19 protein-coding genes and 1 tRNA gene are annotated in these 25,233 nt (G+C 40.8%); 2 read left to right on the top strand and 18 right to left on the bottom strand.

Features of this window, described 5'->3' with window-relative positions:
• Positions 1-117: 117 nt before the first annotated feature.
• From WAA20_RS08065 to WAA20_RS08050, 4 genes are all read right to left on the bottom strand, one after another.
• The gene (locus WAA20_RS08065; RefSeq protein WP_073385276.1) at positions 118-936 is read right to left on the bottom strand and encodes an ABC transporter permease; all 819 of its coding nucleotides are present in this window, start codon (positions 934-936) and stop codon (positions 118-120) included.
• Positions 929-2,002, bottom strand: a complete 1,074-nt coding sequence (locus WAA20_RS08060; protein ID WP_073385274.1) for an ABC transporter ATP-binding protein — start codon at positions 2,000-2,002, stop codon at positions 929-931. The genes WAA20_RS08065 and WAA20_RS08060 overlap by 8 nt, the downstream gene beginning before the upstream one ends.
• A gap of 483 nt (positions 2,003-2,485) precedes the next feature.
• Positions 2,486-3,376, bottom strand: coding sequence for a LicD family protein (locus tag WAA20_RS08055; RefSeq protein ID WP_167562651.1), 891 nt, complete (start codon positions 3,374-3,376; stop codon positions 2,486-2,488).
• Between the two features lie 261 nt (positions 3,377-3,637).
• Positions 3,638-4,861, bottom strand: coding sequence for a lipopolysaccharide biosynthesis protein (locus WAA20_RS08050; RefSeq protein WP_139263602.1), 1,224 nt, complete (start codon positions 4,859-4,861; stop codon positions 3,638-3,640).
• A 423-nt stretch (positions 4,862-5,284) separates the two neighbouring features.
• On the opposite strand from WAA20_RS08050, the gene WAA20_RS08045 reads away from it, so the two are divergent.
• Both WAA20_RS08045 and mscL read left to right on the top strand, forming a co-directional pair.
• Complete coding sequence (locus WAA20_RS08045; RefSeq protein ID WP_073385270.1) at positions 5,285-7,396, top strand: Crp/Fnr family transcriptional regulator; 2,112 nt, start codon at positions 5,285-5,287, stop codon at positions 7,394-7,396.
• Between the two features lie 147 nt (positions 7,397-7,543).
• Complete coding sequence (mscL, locus tag WAA20_RS08040; protein ID WP_073385268.1) at positions 7,544-8,011, top strand: large conductance mechanosensitive channel protein MscL; 468 nt, start codon at positions 7,544-7,546, stop codon at positions 8,009-8,011.
• A 148-nt stretch (positions 8,012-8,159) separates the two neighbouring features.
• On the opposite strand, the gene WAA20_RS08035 is transcribed toward mscL, so the two are convergent.
• From WAA20_RS08035 to fucO, 14 genes are all read right to left on the bottom strand, one after another.
• Positions 8,160-8,444, bottom strand: coding sequence for a hypothetical protein (locus WAA20_RS08035; RefSeq protein ID WP_081373647.1), 285 nt, complete (start codon positions 8,442-8,444; stop codon positions 8,160-8,162).
• 212 nt (positions 8,445-8,656) lie between these two features.
• Entirely contained in the window at positions 8,657-9,664 is a 1,008-nt protein-coding gene (locus WAA20_RS08030) for a LacI family DNA-binding transcriptional regulator (protein ID WP_073385267.1), read from the bottom strand.
• A 240-nt stretch (positions 9,665-9,904) separates the two neighbouring features.
• Positions 9,905-11,644 carry a glycoside hydrolase family 13 protein gene (locus WAA20_RS08025; RefSeq protein WP_073385265.1) on the bottom strand — a complete coding sequence of 580 codons (1,740 nt, stop codon included), beginning with the start codon at positions 11,642-11,644 and terminating at the stop codon, positions 9,905-9,907.
• 58 nt (positions 11,645-11,702) lie between these two features.
• On the bottom strand, positions 11,703-12,545 hold the full coding sequence (locus WAA20_RS08020; protein ID WP_073385263.1) for a sugar ABC transporter permease: 843 nt from the start codon (positions 12,543-12,545) through the stop codon (positions 11,703-11,705).
• On the bottom strand, positions 12,542-13,444 hold the full coding sequence (locus WAA20_RS08015; RefSeq protein WP_073385359.1) for a carbohydrate ABC transporter permease: 903 nt from the start codon (positions 13,442-13,444) through the stop codon (positions 12,542-12,544). The genes WAA20_RS08020 and WAA20_RS08015 overlap by 4 nt, the downstream gene beginning before the upstream one ends.
• Positions 13,445-13,674: 230 nt before the next feature.
• Positions 13,675-14,886, bottom strand: coding sequence for an extracellular solute-binding protein (locus WAA20_RS08010; protein WP_073385261.1), 1,212 nt, complete (start codon positions 14,884-14,886; stop codon positions 13,675-13,677).
• 157 nt (positions 14,887-15,043) lie between these two features.
• On the bottom strand, positions 15,044-16,261 hold the full coding sequence (locus tag WAA20_RS08005; protein WP_073385259.1) for a starch-binding protein: 1,218 nt from the start codon (positions 16,259-16,261) through the stop codon (positions 15,044-15,046).
• 328 nt (positions 16,262-16,589) lie between these two features.
• Positions 16,590-16,660: transfer RNA gene (locus WAA20_RS08000), tRNA-Gly, on the bottom strand.
• 457 nt (positions 16,661-17,117) lie between these two features.
• The gene (locus tag WAA20_RS07995; protein ID WP_073385257.1) at positions 17,118-18,482 is read right to left on the bottom strand and encodes an NCS2 family permease; all 1,365 of its coding nucleotides are present in this window, start codon (positions 18,480-18,482) and stop codon (positions 17,118-17,120) included.
• Positions 18,483-18,725: 243 nt separating this feature from the next.
• Entirely contained in the window at positions 18,726-19,922 is a 1,197-nt protein-coding gene (locus tag WAA20_RS07990; RefSeq protein WP_073385255.1) for an FprA family A-type flavoprotein, read from the bottom strand.
• 165 nt (positions 19,923-20,087) lie between these two features.
• A complete protein-coding gene (locus WAA20_RS07985; protein WP_073385253.1) occupies positions 20,088-20,573 on the bottom strand; it encodes a methylglyoxal synthase in 486 nt (161 codons plus the stop codon).
• A gap of 103 nt (positions 20,574-20,676) precedes the next feature.
• Positions 20,677-22,605 (bottom strand): GGDEF domain-containing phosphodiesterase, encoded by a 1,929-nt coding sequence (locus WAA20_RS07980; protein ID WP_073385251.1) that lies wholly within the window; start codon positions 22,603-22,605, stop codon positions 20,677-20,679.
• 360 nt (positions 22,606-22,965) lie between these two features.
• Positions 22,966-23,781 (bottom strand): rhamnulose-1-phosphate aldolase, encoded by an 816-nt coding sequence (gene rhaD / locus WAA20_RS07975; protein ID WP_073385249.1) that lies wholly within the window; start codon positions 23,779-23,781, stop codon positions 22,966-22,968.
• Positions 23,782-23,965: 184 nt separating this feature from the next.
• The gene (fucO, locus tag WAA20_RS07970) at positions 23,966-25,111 is read right to left on the bottom strand and encodes a lactaldehyde reductase (RefSeq protein ID WP_073385247.1); all 1,146 of its coding nucleotides are present in this window, start codon (positions 25,109-25,111) and stop codon (positions 23,966-23,968) included.
• Positions 25,112-25,233: the final 122 nt, after the last annotated feature.

The raw sequence follows: 25,233 nt of genomic DNA, 5'->3' as shown, positions 1-25,233 counted from the left end.
GCGAGTCTGGCGATCCGAATATCCAATTCGGATCTGCCATCATGGCTATTTGAGTTTATCTCAAATAGCCGTGTGAAAAATTGTCATATCGATACAATTTTTTCACACAAGCATCTCCTAGCTGTTTGATGACTTATCAGTCATCATCGTTACTACCATGTTGACAATAATAAACAACATAAGCACAAGTGAAAGACCTGCACCCATGTTCCAGTCATAGCTTAAAGTAAACTCCTGCTCGATCACGTTACCTATAAGAAGGATCTTGGATCCGCCAAGCATAGTACTTATAGCAAAGGTTGTAAGAGCAGGTATAAATACCATAGTTATTCCTGACAAAATGCCAGGGATCGTAAGAGGCAATGTGATCTTAAAGAATGTCTGAACAGCATTGGCTCCAAGATCTCTTGCCGCGTTGATTACGCTGTCATCAATTCTTGCAAGCGCGTTATATAAAGGCAGGATCATGAAAGGAAGGAAGTTATAAACCATACCGATCACGATAGCTGCTGAAGTGTTGATGATATTGATAGTCGGAAGCCCAAAGAAACTAAGTATTCCGTTGATAACACCCTTATTTTCCAAAAGAGTCATCCACGCCATTGTTCTTAAGAGGAAATTCATCCACATAGGCAGAATGAAAAGGGTTGTTATGATTCCCTGAGAGCTTATCTTGTTACTTGCAAGTATCATTGCAAGAGGATATGCCAGCAAAAAACATATGATCGTACTTATAAGCGCAAGAACAAGAGCAAGTCCAAGAGATTTGAGGTTCTCCTGCCTTGCTATCGCTGCTACATTTGCAAATGTAAGTGCACCCGACTCGTCTGTTAGGCCGTAAAAGAAAATCATCGCAAGAGGAACGACTATAAAGATAACCGCCCATGCAATGTAGGGAGATGCCAGAAGACGAGATGTCTGTCTGTTATTAAACATCTATTTCTATGGCCTCCTCATCCTCTGATGCCGGAACATTCATAACCTGAATATTGAAAGGATCTACGCTGATATCAATTTCGTCGCCAACCTGCGCCATACGAGTTGAGTGAACAAGCCATTCAAAACCGCCTGCTTCTACTTCCATCTCATAATGAACACCCTTGAATATCACGTGAGAAACTTTGCCCGGAAGTGTTCCTTTTCCTCTTGGCACAAGCTCAACGTCCTCAGGTCTTATAACTACGTCAACAGGTGTATTAACACCAAATCCAGTATCTACACAGGTAAAGTTAGCTCCAAGGATCCTTACAAGTTTATCCTGAACCATGGTTGCATGAATAATATTGCTGTCTCCGATAAAGTCAGCAACAAAGGCATTTTCAGGCTCGTTATAGATCTTTTCCGGAGAGCCCTCCTGCTGTATATAGCCCTGATTCATAACTACAATATGATCAGACATTGTAAGGGCCTCTTCCTGATCATGTGTTACATATATAAAGGTAATTCCAAGCTCATTCTTAAGTCTGATAAGCTCGTACTGCATGTCCTGCCTAAGTTTAAGGTCAAGCGCACCCAGAGGCTCATCCAGAAGAAGAACCTTAGGCTCATTAACGATAGCTCTTGCTATAGCAACTCTCTGCTGCTGACCACCGGACAAAGACTCTGGCATACGATGCTCAAAACCCTCAAGATTCACGAGTTTAAGAGCATACTTGATCTTATCTTTGATGTAAGCATCTGTTTTATTCTTGATCTTAAGTCCAAAAGCTATGTTCTGTGCTATATCCATATGTGTAAAAAGAGCATACTTCTGGAAAACAGTATTAAGCTGTCTTTTATTGGGCGCAAGATTAGTGATATCCTGGCCATCAAAAATAACGCGGCCCTGATCAGGTGATTCAAAACCGCCAATTATACGAAGTGTGGTAGTCTTACCGCATCCTGAAGGTCCAAGAATTGTAACGAATGAATTCTCGTGGATGCTAAGATTAAGATCATCAAGAATCATATTTCCGTCATATGCTTTAGAAACATGTTCAAGTCTAATAAGTTCTTTTGCCAATTTTACTCCTCCGGCTATTCCCATGGGTTTGTGCGAATAGATTCATGCGGTATTGCAGGTAAAAGGGGGTTGTGCCCAAGATTTCTACCAATAAGATCAACGCCTCATGTGAAAATGTTTTAGGATTTTCTAGTAGTCTTCTACGCTGACGTGGACACGCTGTACTTTCGCTCCGAAGACAACAAGAAAATCCAAAAACATTTTCAAAATCGGCTTATGATCTTATTGGTAGAAATCTTGAATTACATTCGTTCGTAAAACTGCAATAAACAATGAATTTATTCGTTTGTAAGTAGCGATGTATATTGAAGCATAAATATACATCAGAATACATAATAACGCATATATTAGAAAATTCAAGCAGATATTTTTTCAATAACTTGATAAGATTTCGTCATTAATTATTATTATGATTCATTGAGGTACGAAACACGCGGTAAACCGTGTTTCTATTTCGAGGTTGTGAAAACATATGACATTTCGTCATAACAATTCCATTACGTGCTGGGGCTTTTGCTGGTCTTTGGGCGGGAGGGTTCTCCAGTCGCCGTATACCATTGTGAGCCAATCGTCGTAATACCTACTTGCGGGATAGTTCTTGCCGTGAATTGTCAACTCATAGTCATCTTCGAACCACTTCTTTGGGAAAAGAAGTCCCCAGTAATGGGGATGTGGCTGCTCATTGGAAATAAAATAATAATCAACATTACTGCCTGAGCTGTTCAGATCCAGATTATTAGCATCTGTGTTACTAATAGCCCTATTCTTAGTACCTTTATTATTAGCTTCCATCGATACTTTATGATAAGCCTTAACTATATTCTTATAAGGAATAAGCTTTCCGATTCTTGTAAGAATGAAAGCCGCTGCCTTCATAGGGCCCTTGAATTTATCGTAATTGATATGCTTTCTGTGCCCCATGGCCAGTGAATATAAGAGTTTGAGGCGTATAAGTTGCCACTTGTGGCCTTTTCCTGCGTCATCAAGGACGAAGAAATCGAGGGTCGGGTGGGAAAATCTTCCTTCGTAGAAGTCTTCGTCGCCGTAAGATGTGCGGGCATACGATACTGAGGTATCTGCGATCTTACTTATAAAATCAAAGAACTGGTCATAGCCATCGTCTGCTATGAATAAAAATCTCTTGTCAGCTTCTTTGATGAATGCTTTCTTGAGCTTCTCATACTCTTTTCTTGGCATGATGATGTCTATGTCGTCGTCCCAGGGGATGAAGTCCTTATGTCTTGCGGCTCCAAGGAGTGTACCGCCGTGGAGATAGTACCTGATGCCATGGGCCTTGCAGATTCTGTCCACTTCATCAAGCATGGCTCTGTTGGACTCATGAATTTGTTCTATATAAGATAATGTATCCTGCATATTGTTGATTCCTTTGTAAGTTTTGCCGGCAGATACCATTGATATAATCCTCGAGCTACCTTGCCACTCGTCGTAGGGGCTGTGGCTGTTCGCATTTCTATTGTTGTAAACGGGAATTTTCTTTACGTTTAAACAAACGATGCCCCTGAACACTCCTCGTACGGATAACGCTCGAGGATTATATCAATGGTATCTGCCTAATCTACTTTATCAATTATTCATTAAACAAATCGATAGTTTATCTCATCATATAAAACTCCGTCATTCTACACTCTTAAAACATAGAAATATCGAAATCAAATATCTGAAGATATTTACGGTTAGTATTGCCACACAAAATCCTTTTATTCCATATAACAACGCTGCCGGAATGCAAAGCATTAAAAAGATGATTCCGTAAGCCACATTGATTTTCAGCTGATAATCTGCTTTGGCAAGTTTAAGCAGTACTGTTGTAACTACGTTTGATACAAAGTAAATGACCTGGGCAGCGCCTGCTATGAGAAAATACTTCTTCACCATATCAAGATCATCTCTATACAAAAAGTATACGATAATATATGACCCTGGTACGCTTAAAAGAGAAAAAATCACAATCGCACCCAAAGTCATAGCAAAAAGCATTCCTACAAGCTTCCTGTTAAACTCACCTTTAAATCTTGCAAGATATCCAATGATAACGCTATTAAGAGGCGTCGTTATGAGAGTCATGGTCTTACCGACAAGAGATGCTATGTAATATGTAGTTACCGCACCCGCGCCTACAAGATTCATAAGAAGAAGCCTGTCGCCGTTGAAGATAAGGTTACTGATAAGATTTGTTGCAATAAGAAGCTCCATGGTATGAAGATTCTCGCGGAAAAAGTTTCCTGTATCAAACAGCTTATTGGAAAGAACATTTCCTTTTATCTTCACATATAAAAGACCCATCGCTTCGCCTGGGATAAGGGCAAGTGGCCAGATACCAGTACCTATCATAAGTAAAAGTCCAAGGCCGTATCCAATACTTATCAGCAAATAATAGATAAAATACCCTTTATAATTAATTCGAAGTCTATACTCAACATCTCCATAAAATCTCAAGACTGTCAGAAAGCAGAGAATTCCTGCAAGAAGCGAATCGCAAACACTCATATCCGCTTTTCCAAAATATGCAGCGCAGGATGTAACAAGAGTTCCCAAGGCGCCAAGAGTCACAACTACCGTCAGATAGTCGCTCCCTTTCGTATCTCTTTTGCCGGACTCAACCATTCTTGCATAGTTAACTGCTGACCCCACCGCTACTCCAAAGATGTTGACAAAAGACATAACGTATACAATCCCTCCGTATACGTCAGTCCCATAAATCTTCTTCCAAAAAGGGTATACAACAAACTGCAGCGCAAGATTCATTATTACCAGCGCAACTATACTTATAATAGAATCAGTAAATATTTTTCTGTATTTTGATGTCCCCAAGGACTTCATAAGCTTCAACTCTCCCATAATGTCATTAACTTTCCTAAGTATAACACGCCCCTAATTATATGGTATACTTTATATAAGCGAATGAATTTTCACACATATAAAACTTAATCACAACCTTGCATATTCCTGAGGATGACAGTTGATAAATGATTTTCTTGTCTTTGAAATTTTATTAAATTCAAGAGCTTGATAGATGGAATAATATATTCTGTTAGGGATTCACCTGTTTGAGCGAAGCGAGTTCCCGACATAGAAGTTCATCCATGAACTTCTGAACATGTCGTAACTACGTCCTGTAGTTTATAAATCCCAGAATATATTATTCTAGCTATCATGCCTTGAATTTTATATAATTTTCATGACAAGAAAATCATTTATCAACTGTCATCCTCAGGAATACTCCGCAACTTAGACATTTTGCACCCCAAAGCGAGGTCTAATATGCAGATAATTGAACTCAAAAAAGGTCAGACTCTTCATGCAGCAGGTTCTATAGTCGAAACCATCGACATTATTTCCAAAGGCGAGATCAATATATTTAATGAAGGGATAAATATCGTCCTTAAAGGCGGTACCATCTGTGGACTTCCGGAGATGCCGGGTGACACCTACAATTTCACCTATCAGGCTGCTACAGATGCAACCATAGCTTCGTATCCTTATAATAACATTGACGATCTTATAAGCATGATCAAAGCCAATCCCAAGATCGCGCCTATTCTAGTGTCCAACGTATATAAATCCTATCAGACTGCTTTTGATGCCTGCCAGAAACAGCTTCAGGAGGCAGGTGAAACCTACAGGCAGATCATGTCTGATTATGAGCAATATCCATCGCTTTGCACCATCACCGGAACTCAGCTCAAGGCTTATCCCGAAGTACTTCAGCAGGCAGCTCTTCCTGATATCACGCTTGTTCCTGACTGGAAGCTAGCTTGTGTTAATGCCATCATTGAAAATGATGCATCTCTTCGCAAAACTTTCTATACGCTTAATATAGATATTGACGTAGCCATGATCATGAACTGTGTTCAGGCCCTAAACGCGCTATGCCAGTACTCTTTCGAAATCCTAAGATATACCAAGAATCTTTTAAAAGAAACCGCCGCTTTCCGCAGCGCATTTACAACCATCAAGTCCAAATCTGATCAGATTATGAATGGCGGCGAAGAAAACCTCGATCAGGTTCCTGAATTTAAAGACGTACTTAATACCCTTCTGGCATTTGGAAATGTGGATGCCGAAACTGCCGAAGAATTTGCTGATGCAGTCAGAGCCTACGCTTCATCCACTGTAACAGATGCCTATTCCGATGAATACAGAAAAGTAAGGCGCGATGTAGCTTCTCATTTTTATAAGGTATATAAGGAAGTATTTCTGGCAAGCCTTTCAGAATCTCTTATTCCGGATGCTGTCAGAATGTTCCTAATGTTTGGCTATTGCCATGAAGCTCTTGTATCCACCGAGCAGACTGCTATCCTGTACCGCATCATGAAGTCCTACTCTCCCGACCCCGGCGGACATATTTTTACCATGCCTGAATGGCTCACTATGATCTACAACGAAGAAGTTGTGCCTTCCAGAAACGAATTCAACTTAGATTATCCCGGCTACCTTCATGAACAAAAATCTCAAGGCAACATCTCAGAAGATGAGATGAATGCTCTTATGGATGACCCTAAAGCAAAACTTGATTTTGAGATAGCCAACCTATTTATGCTCAGTAACAGAGTAACATGTGGAAGAGCTTCCGCTTTCGTACCTGTCTTTGACGAATCCAGCATCACCAAGCCTTTGAACGAAGCTTACCTTCGTAGTGATATACTTCAAGGTAAAGTTGACGAGATCAAAAATGATGACTACAGCATCTTTTACCGGAATGTAATGTACTCAAATCCTGAGATTGGCGTCAACACCTTCTCTTATGCCAAAGAGGTCATGCCCTACTTCATACTTCTTCCAAACTGCGGCTCCAGGATCACTCTATGGCAGGAAATTGAAGGAAGGAAAAGAGATACGCCTGCAAGATTCTGCATCTCACTCTTCCACAGCGCAGACCTGTCTGATACACTGCTTCAGGGCTTTGCCGATTACAGGTGGGAGATGTGCAAGACCATACAAGGCATTCACTGGAACGATGTCACTGACCCGTCTCTGACAAGCGAATACTGCGATTACCTGCAGTTCTACAAGAAGAACCGCACACTCACCGAAGATCAGAAGGAGAAGCTTCACGATCAGCTCAAAAAATACTCTAATCACTACAATCAGGTCTTCATGTCCGATTACATGACTTATATGAAGTTCGAAAAGACAGGGTCGCTACGCTTGAACAAAGTTGCAAGACAGATACTCTTCGCCTACTGCCCTTTCTCCAAAGAGCTTAGGGAAAAAATGTCTGCGTCTCCTCAGTACGGAGATCTGCTCAAGACATTCCAGACCAAAAATGCTACTGCTATGCACACTCTGGAAAATGTATTTGCCAAAGTTGAAAAGGGAGGATTCGAAGTACCAGAAGAGATCAGATCGCAAAAAGATTATCTGGAAATGTAGCAAAAATACAGATAAGAAAAGCAATAAAGATATGATCACCTATGCTTATATTGTGGTATACTTTTTGTAGCTTTATTTCACATATTCAAGACAGATAAATACTACTTTTATCTGTATAAAATCTTCATCATTTCTAAGGAGGCTACTATGGCAGAAGAAAAGAAAAAGGGGTTCGTTGCGGAGTTTCAGGAATTTATCATGCGTGGCAATGTTATGGACCTGGCAGTCGGTGTCATCATCGGTGGCGCATTCCAGAGCATTATCAATTCACTTGTAAATGACATCATCATGCCTTGCATCAGTGCTATCACAGGCGGAATTGATTTCAATAATTATTTCATCTCACTCGATGGTAATAAATATGCAACACTTGAAGCTGCAAAAGAAGCAGGCGGCGCAACACTTAACTACGGAACATTTATCACTGTTGTGATCAATTTCCTTCTCATGGCAATCGTTATCTTCCTTCTTGTTCGTTCTCTTAATAAGCTCCATGACAAGCTTGGCAAGAAGAAAGAAGAGGCACCAAAGCCAGTTAAGATCTGTCCTTATTGCAAATCAGAGATCAACAAGGATGCAACAAAGTGTCCTCACTGCACATCTGATGTAGCGTAACCAATTAGTATATAGTCCTAAAAAGCCGGACTGTTTGTCACAATGATCTAAAGGTCTCGACTATCTATCGAGATGATCTAATAATCCAAAAAAGAAAAGCTCCAATCCTATCACCAAAAAGGATTGGAGCTTTTTAATATTCTCTTATTCAAAAATCTGCATCAAGTATCTGCTCAGCAACAGACAGGCAATCAATATCACTTGCTGTAAATGAATCGATGCCAAATAACTCAATGAAAGTATTGCTGATAAAAGTTGCTAACTCTTTTTTTCCAATATCAGTGTTATCTAAAATATACTCGTAGATCTTCTTGATCTCGCCTTCATATTCATCATCAGGTGCCATAGGGAATAAACCGATAGGATCCCAATCATTGATTATCTCTCTAATGCATTCAAGACTGCTCTCAGTTACAACTTCTTCCATACTCATAACTAAAAAAATACTCCTAATTCTTTTAATATCATTCCGCTTTTATCTGTTTCCAATAATTCTTACCAAGCGGTATCACAATTATATTACAAAAGTGCGGAAATACCTAGCAAAATCGGTATTTCATAATACCAAAAATAACGGAGCATTTTTAGGCTTTTTTAACAAAACAGCGGTTCGTGATCACCCTCCAAAAAACGAGTTTCCATTCACTACTTCGTTGATTCACGCACAATCACCTGTGGATAAGTGATATAGCTCTGGATATGGAGGTTTGGTTTCTTGATTTTTTGCACTATCATGCTGCCAGCTTCCTGTCCCATATCATACACATCAATATTTACGACAGTGAGTTTTGGATTTAATATCTGGGAAAAGGGATAATCGTCAAAGGTAATTACACCTATTTCTTCAGGTATCTTGATCTTTTTATCCTGCAAAGCTTTGACACAACCATAGGCAAGGTAGTTGTTAGCACAAATGATAGCTTCGGGACGGCTTGCGCCCTTAAGTATCTGAAGGGTCATGGCATATCCGTCTTCCACACCGGAGTTACCGTACTGAAGATAATTAGAAGGGATAAGGACGTCATGTTCATTCAAGATAGACAAAACGCCCTCAAGTCTATGCATAGAAATCTTGTCTTCGTCTGTTCCGCCGATGAAGGCTACTGTCCTGTATCCCACAGTAAGAAGGTGCTTGGCTGCAACCTGGCCTGCATGCTTGTTATCTGCATCTATCCAGCAGAAGTTATTATCAAAGCTTGGAACGCCGATCACAAGATGAGGGATGCCCTTGGATGATACAAGATCACTAAGCTGCGGAGTAATGACAGACGCATGGATCACAAAGCCGTCCACGTATTTGGTCTCAAAAGCATTCTTAACATAATCGCAGACATCACTTTTGGTAAGGCCTTTCACCAAAAAGCCGTATCCTTTTTGAGATAACATAGCTTCCATCCCGCACATCATCTCAAACATGTGAGGATTCTTAAAACCGGCTTCCTTATCAATATCGGTAACAAAGGCTATGGTCTTATTGGATTTCGAAACAAAGTTTCTGGCACGCTGATTGGGATGATAGCCAAGTTCCTCCATCACCTGATTGACCCTGTCTGCAGTCTCCTTTGAAATTGAATATGAACCATGCATTACTTTTGAAACTGTGGCAATTGAGGTATTCGCCTGCCTCGCAACATCCTTAATAGTGACGCTCATATATGTCTTCCTTCATATCTAATATTTTTGTATTACTTCTCAAGCTACCTTCCTACCTCATTCAGATTTTCTGGTAAAAAACTTATCTAAACAAGATTTTTCTTATGTCTGAATAAAAATATATCGTATCTTTCTTTTTGAACATGTGCCAAGAGTAAAGATCTTATTTCTTATTTCTTATTTCTTATTTCTTATTTCTTATTTCTTATTTCTTATTTCTTACTTCTTATTTCTTATTTCTTACTTCTTATTTCTTACTCTCTTGATCACTGCGCATCCCTTAGCCTTCAATGCATTCCCATCCAGACCTAGTGAAAAGATAACATCAGCACCGGTTTCTAATTCCGCACTAATATCCTTTTCGCCCTCAAACATGTTTATCAATACTGTTATTTCAATATCTTTAGTATATCTTATAAATCCAATCAGGTGATCACAAGCATCAGCTTTTACTACTTTAAATTCCCCGGATCTTAATGCATCTTCCGCATTTCTAATACCTATTACATCCTTATAGAACTTTCCAAGCTCTGTCTCTTCCTTATCCCACGGCATTGGATTTCTATAATCTTTCTCCAGCACACCCATAATGCCCTTTTCATCTCCATAGAACACTGAAGGCATTCCCGGGAAAGTCATAAGGAATAGAACTGCAAGCTTGTACCTGTCCACATCGCCGTCGCATATCGACAGGAACCTGCTAACGTCGTGAGAATCAAGAAGGTTAAGCTGGGAAAATACAGTTTTTTTCCTGTATCTTGTGTACATGTCAGTGATCCTGTCACCAAACTCTCTCGCATCAATGGATCTCTCTCCAAAAAATCTTCTTGAATGTTTTCTGAAATCGTAGTTCATAGACCCGTCGAAGATAGTGCCGTCAAGCCAGTGGTTAGCGCTCTCCCATACTTCTCCTATTAGGATAGCATCCGGATTTTCTTCCTTAACGCCTGCGTTGAAGGCTCTCCAGAAGCCGTCGTTAACTTCACTTGCAACGTCCAGTCTCCAGCCGTCAATGCCGAACTCTTTAACCCAGTATTTTCCCACATTAACGAAGTATTCCATGGTCTCCTTGTTAGAAAGGTCAAGTTTGGGCATCATTCGCTCATAGCCAAAGCAGTCATAGGTCGGGTAGTCTTCGAAATTATCAGGCCTTACCACAGGGAACTTAAGGCCGTAGAACCAGTCCTTGTATTTGGACGCTTCGCCGTTTTGAACCACATCTTCAAAGGCAAAAAACTTCCAGCCGCAGTGATTGAAAACGCCGTCGATCACAACGCGGATGCCGTTTTTATGATAAGTATCCACAAGCTCTTTGAACTCTTCGTTAGTTCCAAAGCAGGGGTCTATGTGGTAGTAATCAAGAAGGTCGTACTTGTGATACTCGCCTGCTGTGAATATAGGATTGATATATATGGCGTTTATTCCAAGATCCTTAAGGTAGTCGACATTCTCTGTAATGCCTTTTATAGTGCCGCCGAGCTTACCATTAACCTTGTTTCCTTCATAGTTTAAAGTTGTTGGCTTTCCGCTAATATAGCCCTTAGACGTTGCAAAGCTGTCGGGGAAGATGTTATAAAAGATCGCGTCCTTAGCCCAAGCTGGGGGATTTACTATATCAGCCCTATGATTAAAGGGAAGCTGGAAATACTCAGACCTGTCATCGACAGGCCCGTCGCAGAAGCAGTCGCCGTAGTAATAGGTACTCTCATCACCACTTTCAAGATAGAAATAATAGCAAAGTCTCTTATATGGATTTTCAAGTGTCACCTCGAAGAGATCATACAGGCTTGTAGAGTGCGCTACGGACATTTTTGCCTCAGTGAAAATAACCGGAGTCTGCCTGCAGGACCTGTCGCCGTAGTACAGCGTGCAGTTTGTAATATCGCCTCTTTTGGCGCGAAGTCTAATTGTTATATGTGTTTCATCCTCCCCATAGGCATAGTGGGACATGGGGATATGTAATATAGAACTCTTTTCCATTTCAACCTCTTTCACTAGTATCTACTGATGAGTTTGAAAATTTTTATTTTCAAACTCATTATCCCTTCACTCCTCCTGATGTAAGACCTGTTGTCATGTTCTTCTGAAGAGCAAAGAACACAATCAGTATCGGCACAGATACTACGATTGAGGCTGCTGAGAAAATAGGCCAGTTGCCGCTCATCTCACCTGCCTGCAGTGAATACAGTCCTGCTGCCAGCGTGTAAGTATCTGAACCCGTCATGAAGTTAACTGCAAATATATACTCATTCCATACATATATGAGAACCATCATAGCTGTTACTGCGATCGTAGGTCTTGCAAGCGGCATAACGATCCTTGCAACTATCTGCACCGGGCTTGCACCGTCTATCATGGCTGCTTCTTCTATTTCTTTTGGTATAGTGTCAAAATATCCTTTCATGTTCCAGAGGGCAAAGACCGCCTCTGTTCCCGTATATACTATGATCAGGCCAATCCTTGTGTTGATAAGTCCCATAGGGCTTAAGATCTTGTAAAGCGCTGTCATGGATAAAAGGGACGGGAAGGCATAGAGAAGGATTATAGTCTTTAAAATAAGATTCCTTCCTGCAAATCTTTTCCTTGAAAAGACGTATGCTGCGGGGATTCCGGTTCCAAGTGCTATCACAAGTGTCGATATAGCAAGGATAAGGCTGTTGGACAGCCACAGCATGATCGGCTCGTCAACGAACACTGCCCTATAATTAGACAAGGTAAATGCCTTCGGGATAAAAGAAAAGTTGGAGCTAAGAAGGCTGTTGTTAGAGTTTAGTGATACTGACACTGCGTATAGTATTGGTATCATTGCGATAAAACATACTATTACAAAAAATATATTCAGAAAAAGAAGTTTTATGTTGTTTCTGGTTTGTCTTTTCATAAGTCCTCTTTCTTTTTGCCCATCTTATTGGTAAAGATCGTAAAGCCAACGAGCATCAGGAAAATGAGCATTGATACTGCTGAGCTGTAGCCGTAATTGTTGGTGACGAATGCTTTCTCATAGGCATAGGTCATGATGGTGTGAATATCAGATCCGCTCCTTGCGCCTACCTGCTGAGTCAGCAGATAGATTACGTCGAACTGCTTGAAGGTGGTGAATATGGTGATAATTACGGATGGTCCGATGATAGGTTTGATCATGGGGATCGTTATATAAAACGTCTTCTGAAGCCATCCCGCGCCGTCAAGTACTGCGCTTTCATAAAAGCTCTTGTCGATACTCTGGAATGCGCCGTCCATGATTGTCATCATGAAAGGAAGCGCCAGCCAGAGGTTAACGATCGTACAGCAGATGAATGCTGATAAGTTGGAAGAAAGCCACCTTACAGGCTCTATTCCAAGATGCGCAAGCCACTGGTTTAAAAGGCCGAACTGTGAATTATAGATACCTGTCTTCCACAGAAGAATCGATACATATCCCGGCATAGCCCAGGGGAATATGAGAAGTGTCTTGTAGATGTTCCTGAGTTTAAGGCCCTTGACGTTAAGAAGTGATGCCAGGATAAAGGCTATAACAAGCTGCGCTATCATGTTGATGACAGTCCATACTACTGTCATGATAAGGGCTGATATGAAGCCATTGTCAAAAACGAGAAGGGCATCCAAGTAGTTCTTAAGACCAACGAAGGTGAAGTTCGTCCAGTGGTAGACGTTCATGTTGGTCATGGATATATAGCCTGTGTAAAGGATTGGGAATATTACGATCAGGCATATAAGGATCAGGGACGGGGCGGACCAAAGGTAAGATTTTAGTGTGTCAAAACCAGCTGTGTTACTCATCTTAGGTTTTTGGGATATCCCAGCCTTTTTTCTACCCGATTTATCAGTCGCTAAGTCCTGAGCCTTAACTTGATCGGTTTTTATATCTCTTATGTAGGTTTCCAAAATGATATTGGCCTCCAATTGATCTTTTCTTATCTTAATTTATTCATGTATTGATTTGTTTTCATATTGCCATATAGATAAACAATTATCTTTTGACATCCTATAAAACGAATCATGTGTTCCTATTACTTCATGCTCTGAATCAGCTGCTCTGCTTCCTGCTGTGCCTTAGCGGTGCTTTCTGCAATATCTTTACCGCTAAGATTTACATCTGTAAGAAGGTTGCCCATTACTGACCACATAACGTCCATCTCAGGGATATTGGGCATTGGAACTGCGTTCTGAGCTGTTTCTTTCATCATCATTACTACTTCATCAGACTTTATATCTGCATTATCATAACAGGAGTTTCTTGCAGGGGCGCAGCCGCTTGCTTTGGCAAGCTCTATCTCTACTTCAGGATCCATAAGTACGTTTAAAACTTTGGTTACAGAATCTTTTTTATTCTCAGCAGCGAACTTAAGGACCTGCACGCCCTGAACTCCCATGTAAGGCATGATTGGCTTTCCTGTTTCATCTATTACAGGCATTGGAGCAACGCCTACGTCCATACCGCTTTCACGAACTGTTGGGATAAGCCATGGACCTGCAATAGTAGAATGTGCCATGCCTTCACTAAAGAGTGTATTTACTGTTGCGTATTCAGTTTCGCCAGGCATAAGCTCTACGAATTTCTTGTGATAATTAAGTGCTGACTGCACTTCTGCTGAATCAAGGCAAGGTGTGCCATCTTTACTAAGTATCTCAGCGCCAAATCCTGCCAGCCACCCTGCTGCGTAGTAAGGAGTACTGTGCTGTTCTACAAAGCCGTAATGGCCTCCTGCTGTATTTTCTTCCATATATGCGTAAAGATCTTCTGTAGTTGAAGGAACTTCAGAGTCTTCCATATATCTTTTGTTATATACAAATAGTAATGTCTCGTAGTAGATGGGCAGCTGGTAGATAGTATCCTTGTAGGTAGCTGCTGCAAGAGTTGTATCTATATAATCTGTCAGCTGGTCCTCAGGGATAAGGTCTTTGATATCAGCCAGAATTCCCACCTCTGCATATACACCGATCTTGTCATGAGCAAAGATATACATGTCGGGAGCAGAATTAGGGTCATTTCCAACCATTTTCAGGGACTCTGTGAGATCACTTTTTTTCTCAAGCACTACATGAATATCGGGTTCAAGCTGCGACAATTTATCCTGAAGGACTTCTACTACAGCATCTTCCTTGTCGTGCCAGATAACGATGGTCTTGTCGTCAACCTGAGCCTTACTACCTGCGCAGCCGGTAAGTAATCCGGCAGTCACAGCCATTGTCATAAGTAATGAAAATAACCTTTTCTTCATTGCTCCCTCCGCATATATCTTTCTAATTAAATTATTCCTTTTAGTTTAGTAGCTTAAACTTCTTCAATACTTGCTTATGTTTCCTAATATCTTTTTTCTAATATTTTTTTACTTTTTCGTTATTTCTTTATTTACTTTTTGTTTGTCATTATTTTTATTACTTAGAATTCTTTTTTGCCATATATGTGCCTGTGCCTGCTGCCGCTACAAGCGCCAGTGCTATAGTTCCACCAATAAGCGGAAGTGATGAGCCGTTTGAACCACCATCTCTTTTTGCTCCTGCAACTTCCTGTTCATTGCTTGCCGCTTCTGTGCTATCGCTAGAACCTTCGCTTGCATCTGTAGCGTCTGCCGTATCTATAGTAACTTCAGGCTCTTCGTAATATACTTCATAGTTATCTTTATCAGTTACAACTACCCATACGTCAACACCTGAATCAATGGAGATATCTGCTGTCTGAACTGTTCCGTCATTAGCGTTAACTATGATGGAATTGATCCATCCGGGAACTTCTTTGCAAAGCCAGCCGTTTTCACCTTCTTCAAAAGCTTCACCGGGCCATGTTGCATATACGCCGGTTCCGTCAGGTGCTGACCATGCCCAGAGGCAAGGCTTCTCCCAGTCGCTTGGTGCTATTACATAAACTGTGATGTTTGGTGCTGCAGCCTTTTCAGGATCTACATAAGAAAAATCGTATGTACCATCTGCTTCAACGCTTACCCAAACCTGCGCTGCATCAATCTTTATATCTTCTGTAGAGTTTTTTCCATCTTCAGAACTAACTGTGATTGATTTGGCTGTTACAGGGATGTTTGCTGTGTACCAGTCTGTAGCATCCAGTGTCATTACTTTGGCATCTTCAAAAGCCTGTGTTCCATCTTCCAAAGTTCCCTGAAGCGTAGGTACACCCCAGGACTCATCCACTCTTACATGTACAGGAAACTTCTCAACGTATTCAGGAATGTCACCTTCTGTAAGCTGCTCTGTAGATATAGAAGCGTCATCAGGAGCAGCAATCGTAACCCAGGTGTTAACAGCTTCTTCAAGTACTATTTCATCGGCCTGAACTTCGCCGCCATTTGCATTTATGATAATGTGATTTGCCCATGAAGGGATGTAGACGTAGTTCCAGCCGGCGTTATCCTTATCCTCTTCCATCTCACCGCCCGGCCACATATCGAACGCACTATTGCCATCATTGTCCCATGCCCAGACACATGGATTTTCCCAATCATCTGGAACCTGTGCGTATATGACGATCATCTCATTATCGCCACCTGCTGCCACTACTGAAGCTGAAAGTTTTGCAACAACAGCTGCAAATACTATAAGAGCTATCGCAAGTTTTGAAACAAGCATTTTAAACTGTTTCATATTTTCCTCCTGTTTTCTCTTGAAATTAACTTGTCTTTATTTAGTTTTCTTCGTGACAGGGCGTGCACTTTCCCTCTTGATATTTCTCATTTTATGGGAAAACAAAAAGCGAAACAACAACAATTTGGGTAAACGTTTTCCCACAATTTGCACTGTTTCGCTTATAGTCACATATATGTTTTTTGTTAATTATATACAATAAATCGATGACTTCATAAAAGATTGTCAGAATTGCACAAGAAAATCAAAAGAAACTTTCGCATGTTTTTCCTGAAATCCAAAACAAAAAGCCGCAGTTAGAAAAATCATCTAACTACGACTTCTATCAAGCAGATGACGGGAATCGAACCCGCCTCCTCAGCTTGGGAAGCTGATATTCTACCGATGAACTACATCTGCAACATGTTTAATTCTAGCATTGTATCTGCTCTTATGCAAGCAGTAATTATCGGTTATTCAAGGCTTTTTTACCATTCGCTATTACCATTATTTTTTCTCTACTCAAACTTCGCATATATAAAATATCTCCAAAACCTCGAAGATTCCTGAGGATGGTAGTTGATAAATGATTTTGTGGTCTTTGAAAATTATATTAAATTCAAGAGCTTGATAGATGGAATAGTATATTCTGTTTAGGATCCGCATGTTTGAGCGTAGCGAGTTTCGGATCCTAGAATATATTATTCCAGATATCATGCCTTGAATTTTATATAATTTTCATGACCACAAAATCATTTATCAACTACCATCCTCAGGAATCTTCTACGTTTGCGACAATCTTATATATGCGAAGTTTCAATTCTATAATAAAACAGGCAGCAGAACATCTCTGTCCTACTGCCTGCATTTAACCACGTCAGATCTTAGCTATAAGGCTTACAATTCTAAGTGCAAACAGACCGAATATTACCCACATGATAGGTGAAATATCCTTAGCCTTGCGCTCGAATACCTTTACGATAACCCATGTAAGAACACCAAACATGATACCGTTAGCAATTGAATATGTAAGAGGCATCATAAGAAGTGCCATGTAAGCTCCGGCGCTGTCTGCGATATCTCCGTCGAACTCGATCTTCTTGATAGATGTGATCATAAGCATTCCTACATATACAAGAGCAGGAGCTGTTGCGAATGAAGGAATTGCAAGGAATACAGGTGACAGGAACATAGCTACAAGGAACATAACACCTGTTGTAAGAGCTGTAAGACCTGTACGTCCGCCAGCTGCAACACCTGCACTAGACTCTACGAAACTTGTAACTGTAGATGTACCAAGGCATGCACCAATTGTTGTACCAAGAGCATCTGACATGAATACACTTCCTACTCTTGGAAGCTTGCCGTCTTCATCAAGAAGTCCTGCCTTATCAGCTACACCGATTACTGTTCCTACTGTATCGAACATATCAACGAACAGGAAGCTGAATGTGATAGCGATAAACTGAATGATGTTAGAAGCAGCCCAAGAGAAATTAAACTTAAATGCTGTATTCTTAAGTCCAGAGAAGTTAACAAGTCCCTGAGAGAAATTAGGGAAAAGGCTTGCATTGTTCTCATCAACAACGTACCATCCTGAAGCCTGTGCGCACATACCAAGGATCCATGTAACAAGAATACCGATAAGTACAGCACCAGGAACATTAAGGCTGCAAAGAACAACAATGATGATAAAACCTACGAGAGCCAGTACCACCTGAGGTGTTGAGAAATCTCCCATGTCAACAAGAGTTGAATCACTGTTAACAACAAGTCCAGCACCCTGAAGTCCGATAAATGCTACAAAAAGACCGATGCCGGCAGATATACCATTTTTAAGGTTGTGAGGTATACCATTGATGATCTGCTCACGGAACTTAAATGCTGAAAGAAGTATAAATACAAGACCTTCAACTAATACAGCTGTAAGACATACAGTAAATGCCTGGTCTCCCATGTCAGAAAGTTCGCCAAGGCATACTGTATATGCAAAGTAAGCATTAAGACCAAGGCCGGCAGAAAGTGCTATAGGATAATTAGCAATAAGTGCCATAAAGAAAGTAGCTACTGCAGAAGCAATTGCTGTTGCAATAAATACTCCGTTCGGATCCATTACGGCTCCAAGAATTGATGGATTGACAGCCAGAATATAAGCCATCGCAAGAAATGTGGTAAGACCTGCAAGAATCTCTGTCTTTACAGTCGTACCATGCGCTTTGAGCTTGAACATTTTTTCAAGCATACATATCTCCTCCCTTTCATTTGAGAATATCAAATAACCAACCATTACTACTTTACATTAAAATCGCCTCATAATCTAGTGCGAAATTAATGCATCTTGCGGATATTTACATATTACCAATTGAATAAAAAAATGCATTCCCAAATGTATATTCAGGAATGCATTTATACTATTATTTGATTAGAACTACAGGATGTAGTTTCGACATGTTTATAAATACATGGATGTATTTATATGTCGGTATTACATATTCACGATAGCATCTGCAAAACTCTCCACCGTAGCCATATCACTTTCGTGAAGCGCAGAGTTTATTGTTAGTATAGTCTCAGCTATAGTACAGTCTTTAAGAAGTGCAAGCTTATCGGACATATGCTTGGCAGATACAGGTGCCCAGGTACCATTCTGACCAAGAGCAAATGCTCTGTTCTTAAGTCCGAGAGCTACAAGATCTTCTACATAGCTTTCCATAGGAAGATATAATCCGCCGTTATAAGTTGGAGCCATAAGTACGATCTTAGCGCATCTCCATGCTTCGCCTACAAGGAAAGACTTGTCTGTCTTACTTACGTCAAAGACTCTTACATTCTTACCGCTCTTTTCATGAACTATCTGAGCCAGAGTCTCTGCTGCGCTTGCTGTATGGCCATACATAGAACCATATACAATAAGTATATCGTCTGTCTCCGGTGTGCACAGGCTCCACTTGTCGTACTTATCAACAAACCAGCCTATATCCTTACGCCAGATAGGTCCGTGAAGCGGGCATATTCTCTGAATTTCAAGGCCCTGTGCCTTTTTAAGAACAGCCTGAACCTGTGCGCCGTACTTGCCGACTATATTGGCATAATAGCGTCTTGCTTCATCAAGGTACTCTTTTTCAAAATCATAATCATCTGCAAAGATGCCGGAATCTACGCTTCCGAAGGTTCCGAATGCATCTGCACTAAAAAGTGTTCCTGACTTGATATCAAAAGCAAGAAGTACTTCAGGCCAGTGAACCATAGGTGCTGCTACAAAGCTAAAGCTGTGGTTAGCCGTATCAAGCGAGTCGCCTTCCTTGACCGTAACCTTTTCTACGTCGTCAAGCTCAGGGAAGAACTGATGCAGAAATTTAAATGTCTGCACGCCGCCCACAAGCTTTATATCAGGATAAAGAGATACGACTCTTGATATCTGAGAACAATGATCAGGCTCCATATGAAGGATCACAAGATAATCAGGGGTACTTCCTCCAAGGGCCGCCTGCAGATTCTCAACATACTGATCAGCTATTGTTACATCAGCTGTATCGAAGATAATGGTCTTGTCATCTTTGACCACATAGCTGTTGTAAGATACGCCATATGGCAGCGGAAAAAGATTCTCAAATAAAGCAAGGCGCTTGTCACTTCCGCCAATCCATAGTATATCATCAGTAACATTTTTGATATTGATCATATTTCTCTATGTCCTCCTTTATGAGATCATCTTTTATTTTTACTTATGTCATCTTATAATACTAATTGTATCATTTTTTACCCGAATATTCTTGTAATACTAATTGTATTATCTTCATCCAGACCTTTTATAATATCAATCGTACTATATTACATCCTGATCTATTTAAATCAGATTGCCTTCTTTAACTCTCTTCTCAACATTTCTGTCAAAATTCATAACTCTGTGAACATACTCATCTTCCATGAATCTGCTTGTGATCATGAAATCAGCTGTAGATCTGTTATTAGCGATCGGGATATCATAAACCTGAGCTATACGAAGAAGCGCCTTAACATCAGGATCGTGAGGCTGAGCCGCAAGTGGATCTGAGAAAAAGATGATCATGTCAACTTTGCCCTCTACAACCTTAGCACCTACCTGCTGGTCGCCGCCAAGTGGTCCTGAATTATATGCTCTTACAGGAAGTCCTGTTTTTTCTGCAACAAGTCTTGCTGATGTGCCTGTTCCGCAGAGGAAGTGTTTCTCAAGTCTGAATTTATTGTGTTCGCACCACTCTACAAGTTCTTTTTTCTTCTTATCATGCGCGATAAGCGCTATTGTTTTTTGTCTTGGAATTGTAAATTCAATGTACTCGTCATTAACTGACATGTTTCTCCTCCTGAAAAAATAGATATAGTCCCCTTTTAAATGAAGATGCAGCTTATATAATAAATAACATTATCCCCTGACTGCATCCACCATTATAGCATAATTATGCCTCTTCAAGGCTTCTGTTTTTCTTAAGAAATTCAACAAGTTCGTCCTTGTCGATAGCTTTGCTGTACAAATATCCCTGGAACTTATCGCATCCCATCTCTGCAAGGCCATCGGCCTGTTCCTCGGTTTCAACGCCTTCAGCGATTATCTCGTAGTTAAGTTCTTTGAGCATCTCGATAGTATACTTAAGAGCAACAAGTGCTCTCTCCTGACTGAACGCCTTCCATACAAGCATCTTATCAAGCTTAACGATATGGAATGGATACATCAGAAGATAATTCATATTGGCAAGACCTGAACCATAATCATCAAGAGAGAAGGTGATTCCGCCATGAAGCATGCCGTTCATAAAATCAAGAAGCTGTTCACTTGAAGATACTGTGGCGGTTTCTGTTATCTCGAGATTGATCATCTCAGGCTTGATATTATATCTTTTCATGATCAAAAAGAGCTTGTCTTTAAGGTCTCTCTGTATGCACTGAACCGCAGACAGATTGATCTCAACATAGCCAATCCCAAGTTCTACGAGTTTTCGATTTCTTATTGTCTTGCAAACTTCCTCGAATACGTACTCTCCGATTTCCGTGATCAGACCGCTCTTTTCAGCTCTCGGAATGAACTCCTCAGGGCTGATATAACCATAATCTTCATCATACAAACGAAGCAGTGCCTCGGCCGAGTGGTATTCTCCTGTTGCTGCATCTCTTATGGGCTGGTAAAAGACCTTGAAGCCACCAGTGTAAAGGGCTTCGCGCATAATGCGGTCCATTTCTGCATTTCTTTTGACCTGCTTAAGGATAAGCGAATCGGCATAGATAACTTCCTGGGTGTTAGACTTCTCAAGCTGTCTCATACAATATGTGATAGCATCCTCAAGTTCAAAAGAAGTCGCACCGTGATCAGGGTATCTTACTACTATGAGCTGAGGTTTAAGTCTTATCTCAATATCGCCTACGGCAAACTCTTTACGAAGCTCAAATTTGATCTGGGTGATGATAGTATTTTCATCCATCCCCTTGTCATGAATAAGGACTGTAAAACGGGTTCCAGAATTGTAAAAGAGGTTTTCCTTGCCGACGATGTTACGTAGTCTTGCAGCTATCATCTCAAGAACCCTGTTACCTGCAACTATGCCTGTTGTCTCATTAACTTTCCTGAAGTTCTGGAGCTTAACAGTAACTACCGTAAAAGGATTTTTGGTCCTTACAAATCCGCTGAGAGTATCTTCAAAAGCCTGCTGGTTGAAGGCTCTTGTGAGCGGATCAACGTAATTATCAGCATCCTGAATTGACATGTATATGACAAGAAGGGCCATTGATACGGTAAAAGATGTGATCAGCTGCTCCGGATGGAACATCTGGAAAAGAACTGACAAGAGGTTACCAACAGTAACCAGTATCATTCCAACTATCTGCCCAAGTTTTAGGGATTCTCTGTTTCTGATAGTCTCAAATGCACAGTTGATAAGCATCAGGCAAGAGACTGCGTATAAAACAATCTTGAAATTTCCGGAGCAATATACATTTTTTTCAAAATAGAATATTGCCTTGGTCCAGGGATTGGTCACTATAAGAACAACATCAGTGACTCCGCATACCACAAGGAAAACCCTGTTGAGCATGGTAAACGGCCTGGTCTTGTATATGATCCTTAGAAGATAATAGCAATAACAGAAAAGAACAGTATTCATAGACAGGAAGAATACTGAATTGATTATGTAGTTAAAAGCAAGAGGGACTTTATCGGCATTAGGGATAGTATAGCCTGTGATAGCATCAGAAACAGCCGCAATAAGAGAATCCACCAGCAATATAAGATACGCTGAATTAGAACTGGTAGAATAATTCTTCCTTGCGAGAAACAACACAAGAACAAATATGAATATTACTATTGCACATATATCAAAAGATATGTTGTATTGCATAAAGTCCTCTGGGTTAACTTATATTCATTGCAATCTGATTTTATATCGGCATTTTTAACAAAAAATATAAGTCTGATTTATGAAACAGCCAATCCTGTTATTTAATATTGTATTAGTATATTTACGCTCACTGCACCATTATAATGCATTAGCGACCATTATGCACTAGACTACTGCACATATGGTTATAATTGCACATATAAAAGCTTAAATATACCAGTTTAATGTACTATAGATTTTTCCTATAAGACAAATATCCTCCTTACAATAAATCAGTTTTCTTCTACAAAGCAGGATTTCTACATAAATAAAACGCAGGTGCCTGCATTAAAACAGACACCTGCACCATTTTATGTCTTTTTACAGATCAAGATAGCCTTCTCTAGGTGTAACTTTAAAGAAATCCGCCAGTTCTTTGAGCTCAGAATCCTTGATAGTATTAACTTTAGGAACTGCTACGCACTTCATATATACTTCTGCTGCCTTTTCTGCGGTTTCGATAAGTCCAAAGGTCTCATCAAGGTCTTTGCCTGCACCATAGATACCATGTGCTGCCCATACTACAAGACGAGCTGTCTCCATCTTCCTAGCCGTAGCTTCTCCTATCTCATTGGTTCCGCAGAGCATCCATGGAAGGACATTGACTCCGTCTGGGAAAACAACGATGCATTCTGTTGAAAACTCCCAGAGAGTATGCGTAAACTTCTTTTCATCAAGGTCATGAACATATGTCATAGCAAGAAGATTAGTCGGATGGCAGTGCATTACAACGTGATTGTCAGGATCTACCTTAAGTCTTGAAATATGACTCATAAGGTGAGCCGGAAGCTCTGAAGTAAATCTTCCGCCGTCGTTATAGCCCCAGAGAAGCTCTGCTGTATGGCCATCTTTTCCTATTCTGAAAAGTCCCATATTCTTCTCAGGATCATACTGAACATTCTTAAAATACTTGCCTGTTCCTGTTACAAGGAAGTATTTGCCGATAAGCTCTGTAGCATCAAAAGGAATGTCGATGGTGCGGATGACAGCGTCAGTGTTAACGTAGTCTTTGATCTTTTCTTCTTCAAGAAGGAGTGATACATTACCACCATTTCTCTCATCCCAGCCGTGGGCGTACATATTGGTAACTGTTCTGATCATTTCGATCATAAATGGTGCTTCTAAAATATTAAACATTTTCGGACCTCTATTCATTATTATCTTGGTACTTCTTTAGAAGTACGTAGTTTGATACGAAGTAGCAAACTATTTTTTGTTGGTACTTCTTTAGAAGTACGCAGTTTGGTACGAAGTAACAAACTATTTTTTCTTGGTACTTCTTTAGAAGTACGCAGTTTGGTACGAAGTAACAAACTGCCTTTCACATAAGTTTTTTGAACATTGCAAGGACGTCAGCCTTGGTTGCTTCGCGTGGGTTACCTGGGCAGCATGCATCTGCAAGTGCGTCATCTGCAAGCTGTGACAGATCTTCTTCCTTGATCTTCTCATTCTTTTCCGGAATTCCTACATCCTTGGAGAGCTTACGAACAGCTGCAATAGCGGCATCGCGGTACTCTTCCTGAGACATGTTGTCAACGCCCTCTACATGGAAAGCTCTTGCGATCTCTCTGTACTTCTCGCCTGTGTAGTCACGGTTGTATTCCATGGAGATAGGAAGGAACATAGCGCATGCTACGCCGTGAGGTGTGTCATAGTGAGCAGAAAGTGTGTGAGCCATGGAGTGATCGATTCCAAGACCTACGTTAGAGAAGCCCATTCCTGCAATGTACTGTGCAAGAGCCATGTTCTCGCGGCCTTCAGGATCATTTTCTACAGCTTTTCTAAGGTTATCAGCGATAAGCTGGATAGCCTTTAAGTGGAACATATCTGTAAGCTCCCATGCACCCTTGGTTGTATAACCTTCGATAGCATGTGTAAGGGCATCCATACCTGTTGCAGCTGTAAGTCCCTTAGGCATTGAACTCATCATATCAGGATCGATAACTGCATATGCAGGGATATCGTGTTCGTCAACGCATACGAATTTGCGCTGCTTCTGAACATCTGTGATTACGTAGTTGATAGTAACTTCTGCTGCAGTACCGGCTGTTGTAGGAACTGCGATTGTCTTTACAGCGTGATTCTTGGTAGGTGCTACGCCTTCAAGTGAACGAACATCAGCAAACTCAGGGTTTGTGATGATGATACCGATAGCTTTAGCTGTATCCATGGAAGATCCGCCGCCGATAGCTATGATAGAGTCAGCGCCAGCCTTCTTATAAGCTTCAACACCTTCTACAACGTTCTCTACTGTTGGATTTGGTTTGATTCCGGAAAAGAGCTCATAAGCGATGCCTTCTTTATCGAGAAGGTCTGTAACCTTAGCTGTTACTCCGAATTTTACAAGGTCAGGGTCTGAGCATACGAAAACCTTTGTGAAATTCTCTCTCTTTGCAATGCCTGGGATTTCTGCGATTGCGCCCTTTCCATGATAAGAAACTGTGTTAAGTACGATACGATTTGCCATAAATCTGTCCTCCTGTGGTGTTTTTCAAACTTCCCTTTTGTATTGGGGGTATGCCGGCAGATGGCACTGATATAATCCTCGAGCTACCTTGCCTCTCGTCGTAGGGGCTGTACTGCACGCGA

This window comes from Butyrivibrio fibrisolvens, assembly GCF_037113525.1.
In the GTDB taxonomy this organism is placed as follows: domain Bacteria; phylum Bacillota; class Clostridia; order Lachnospirales; family Lachnospiraceae; genus Butyrivibrio; species Butyrivibrio fibrisolvens.
The sequence above is the reverse complement of the archived record's forward strand: the minus strand, read 5'-3'. Positions and strand labels throughout refer to the sequence as shown.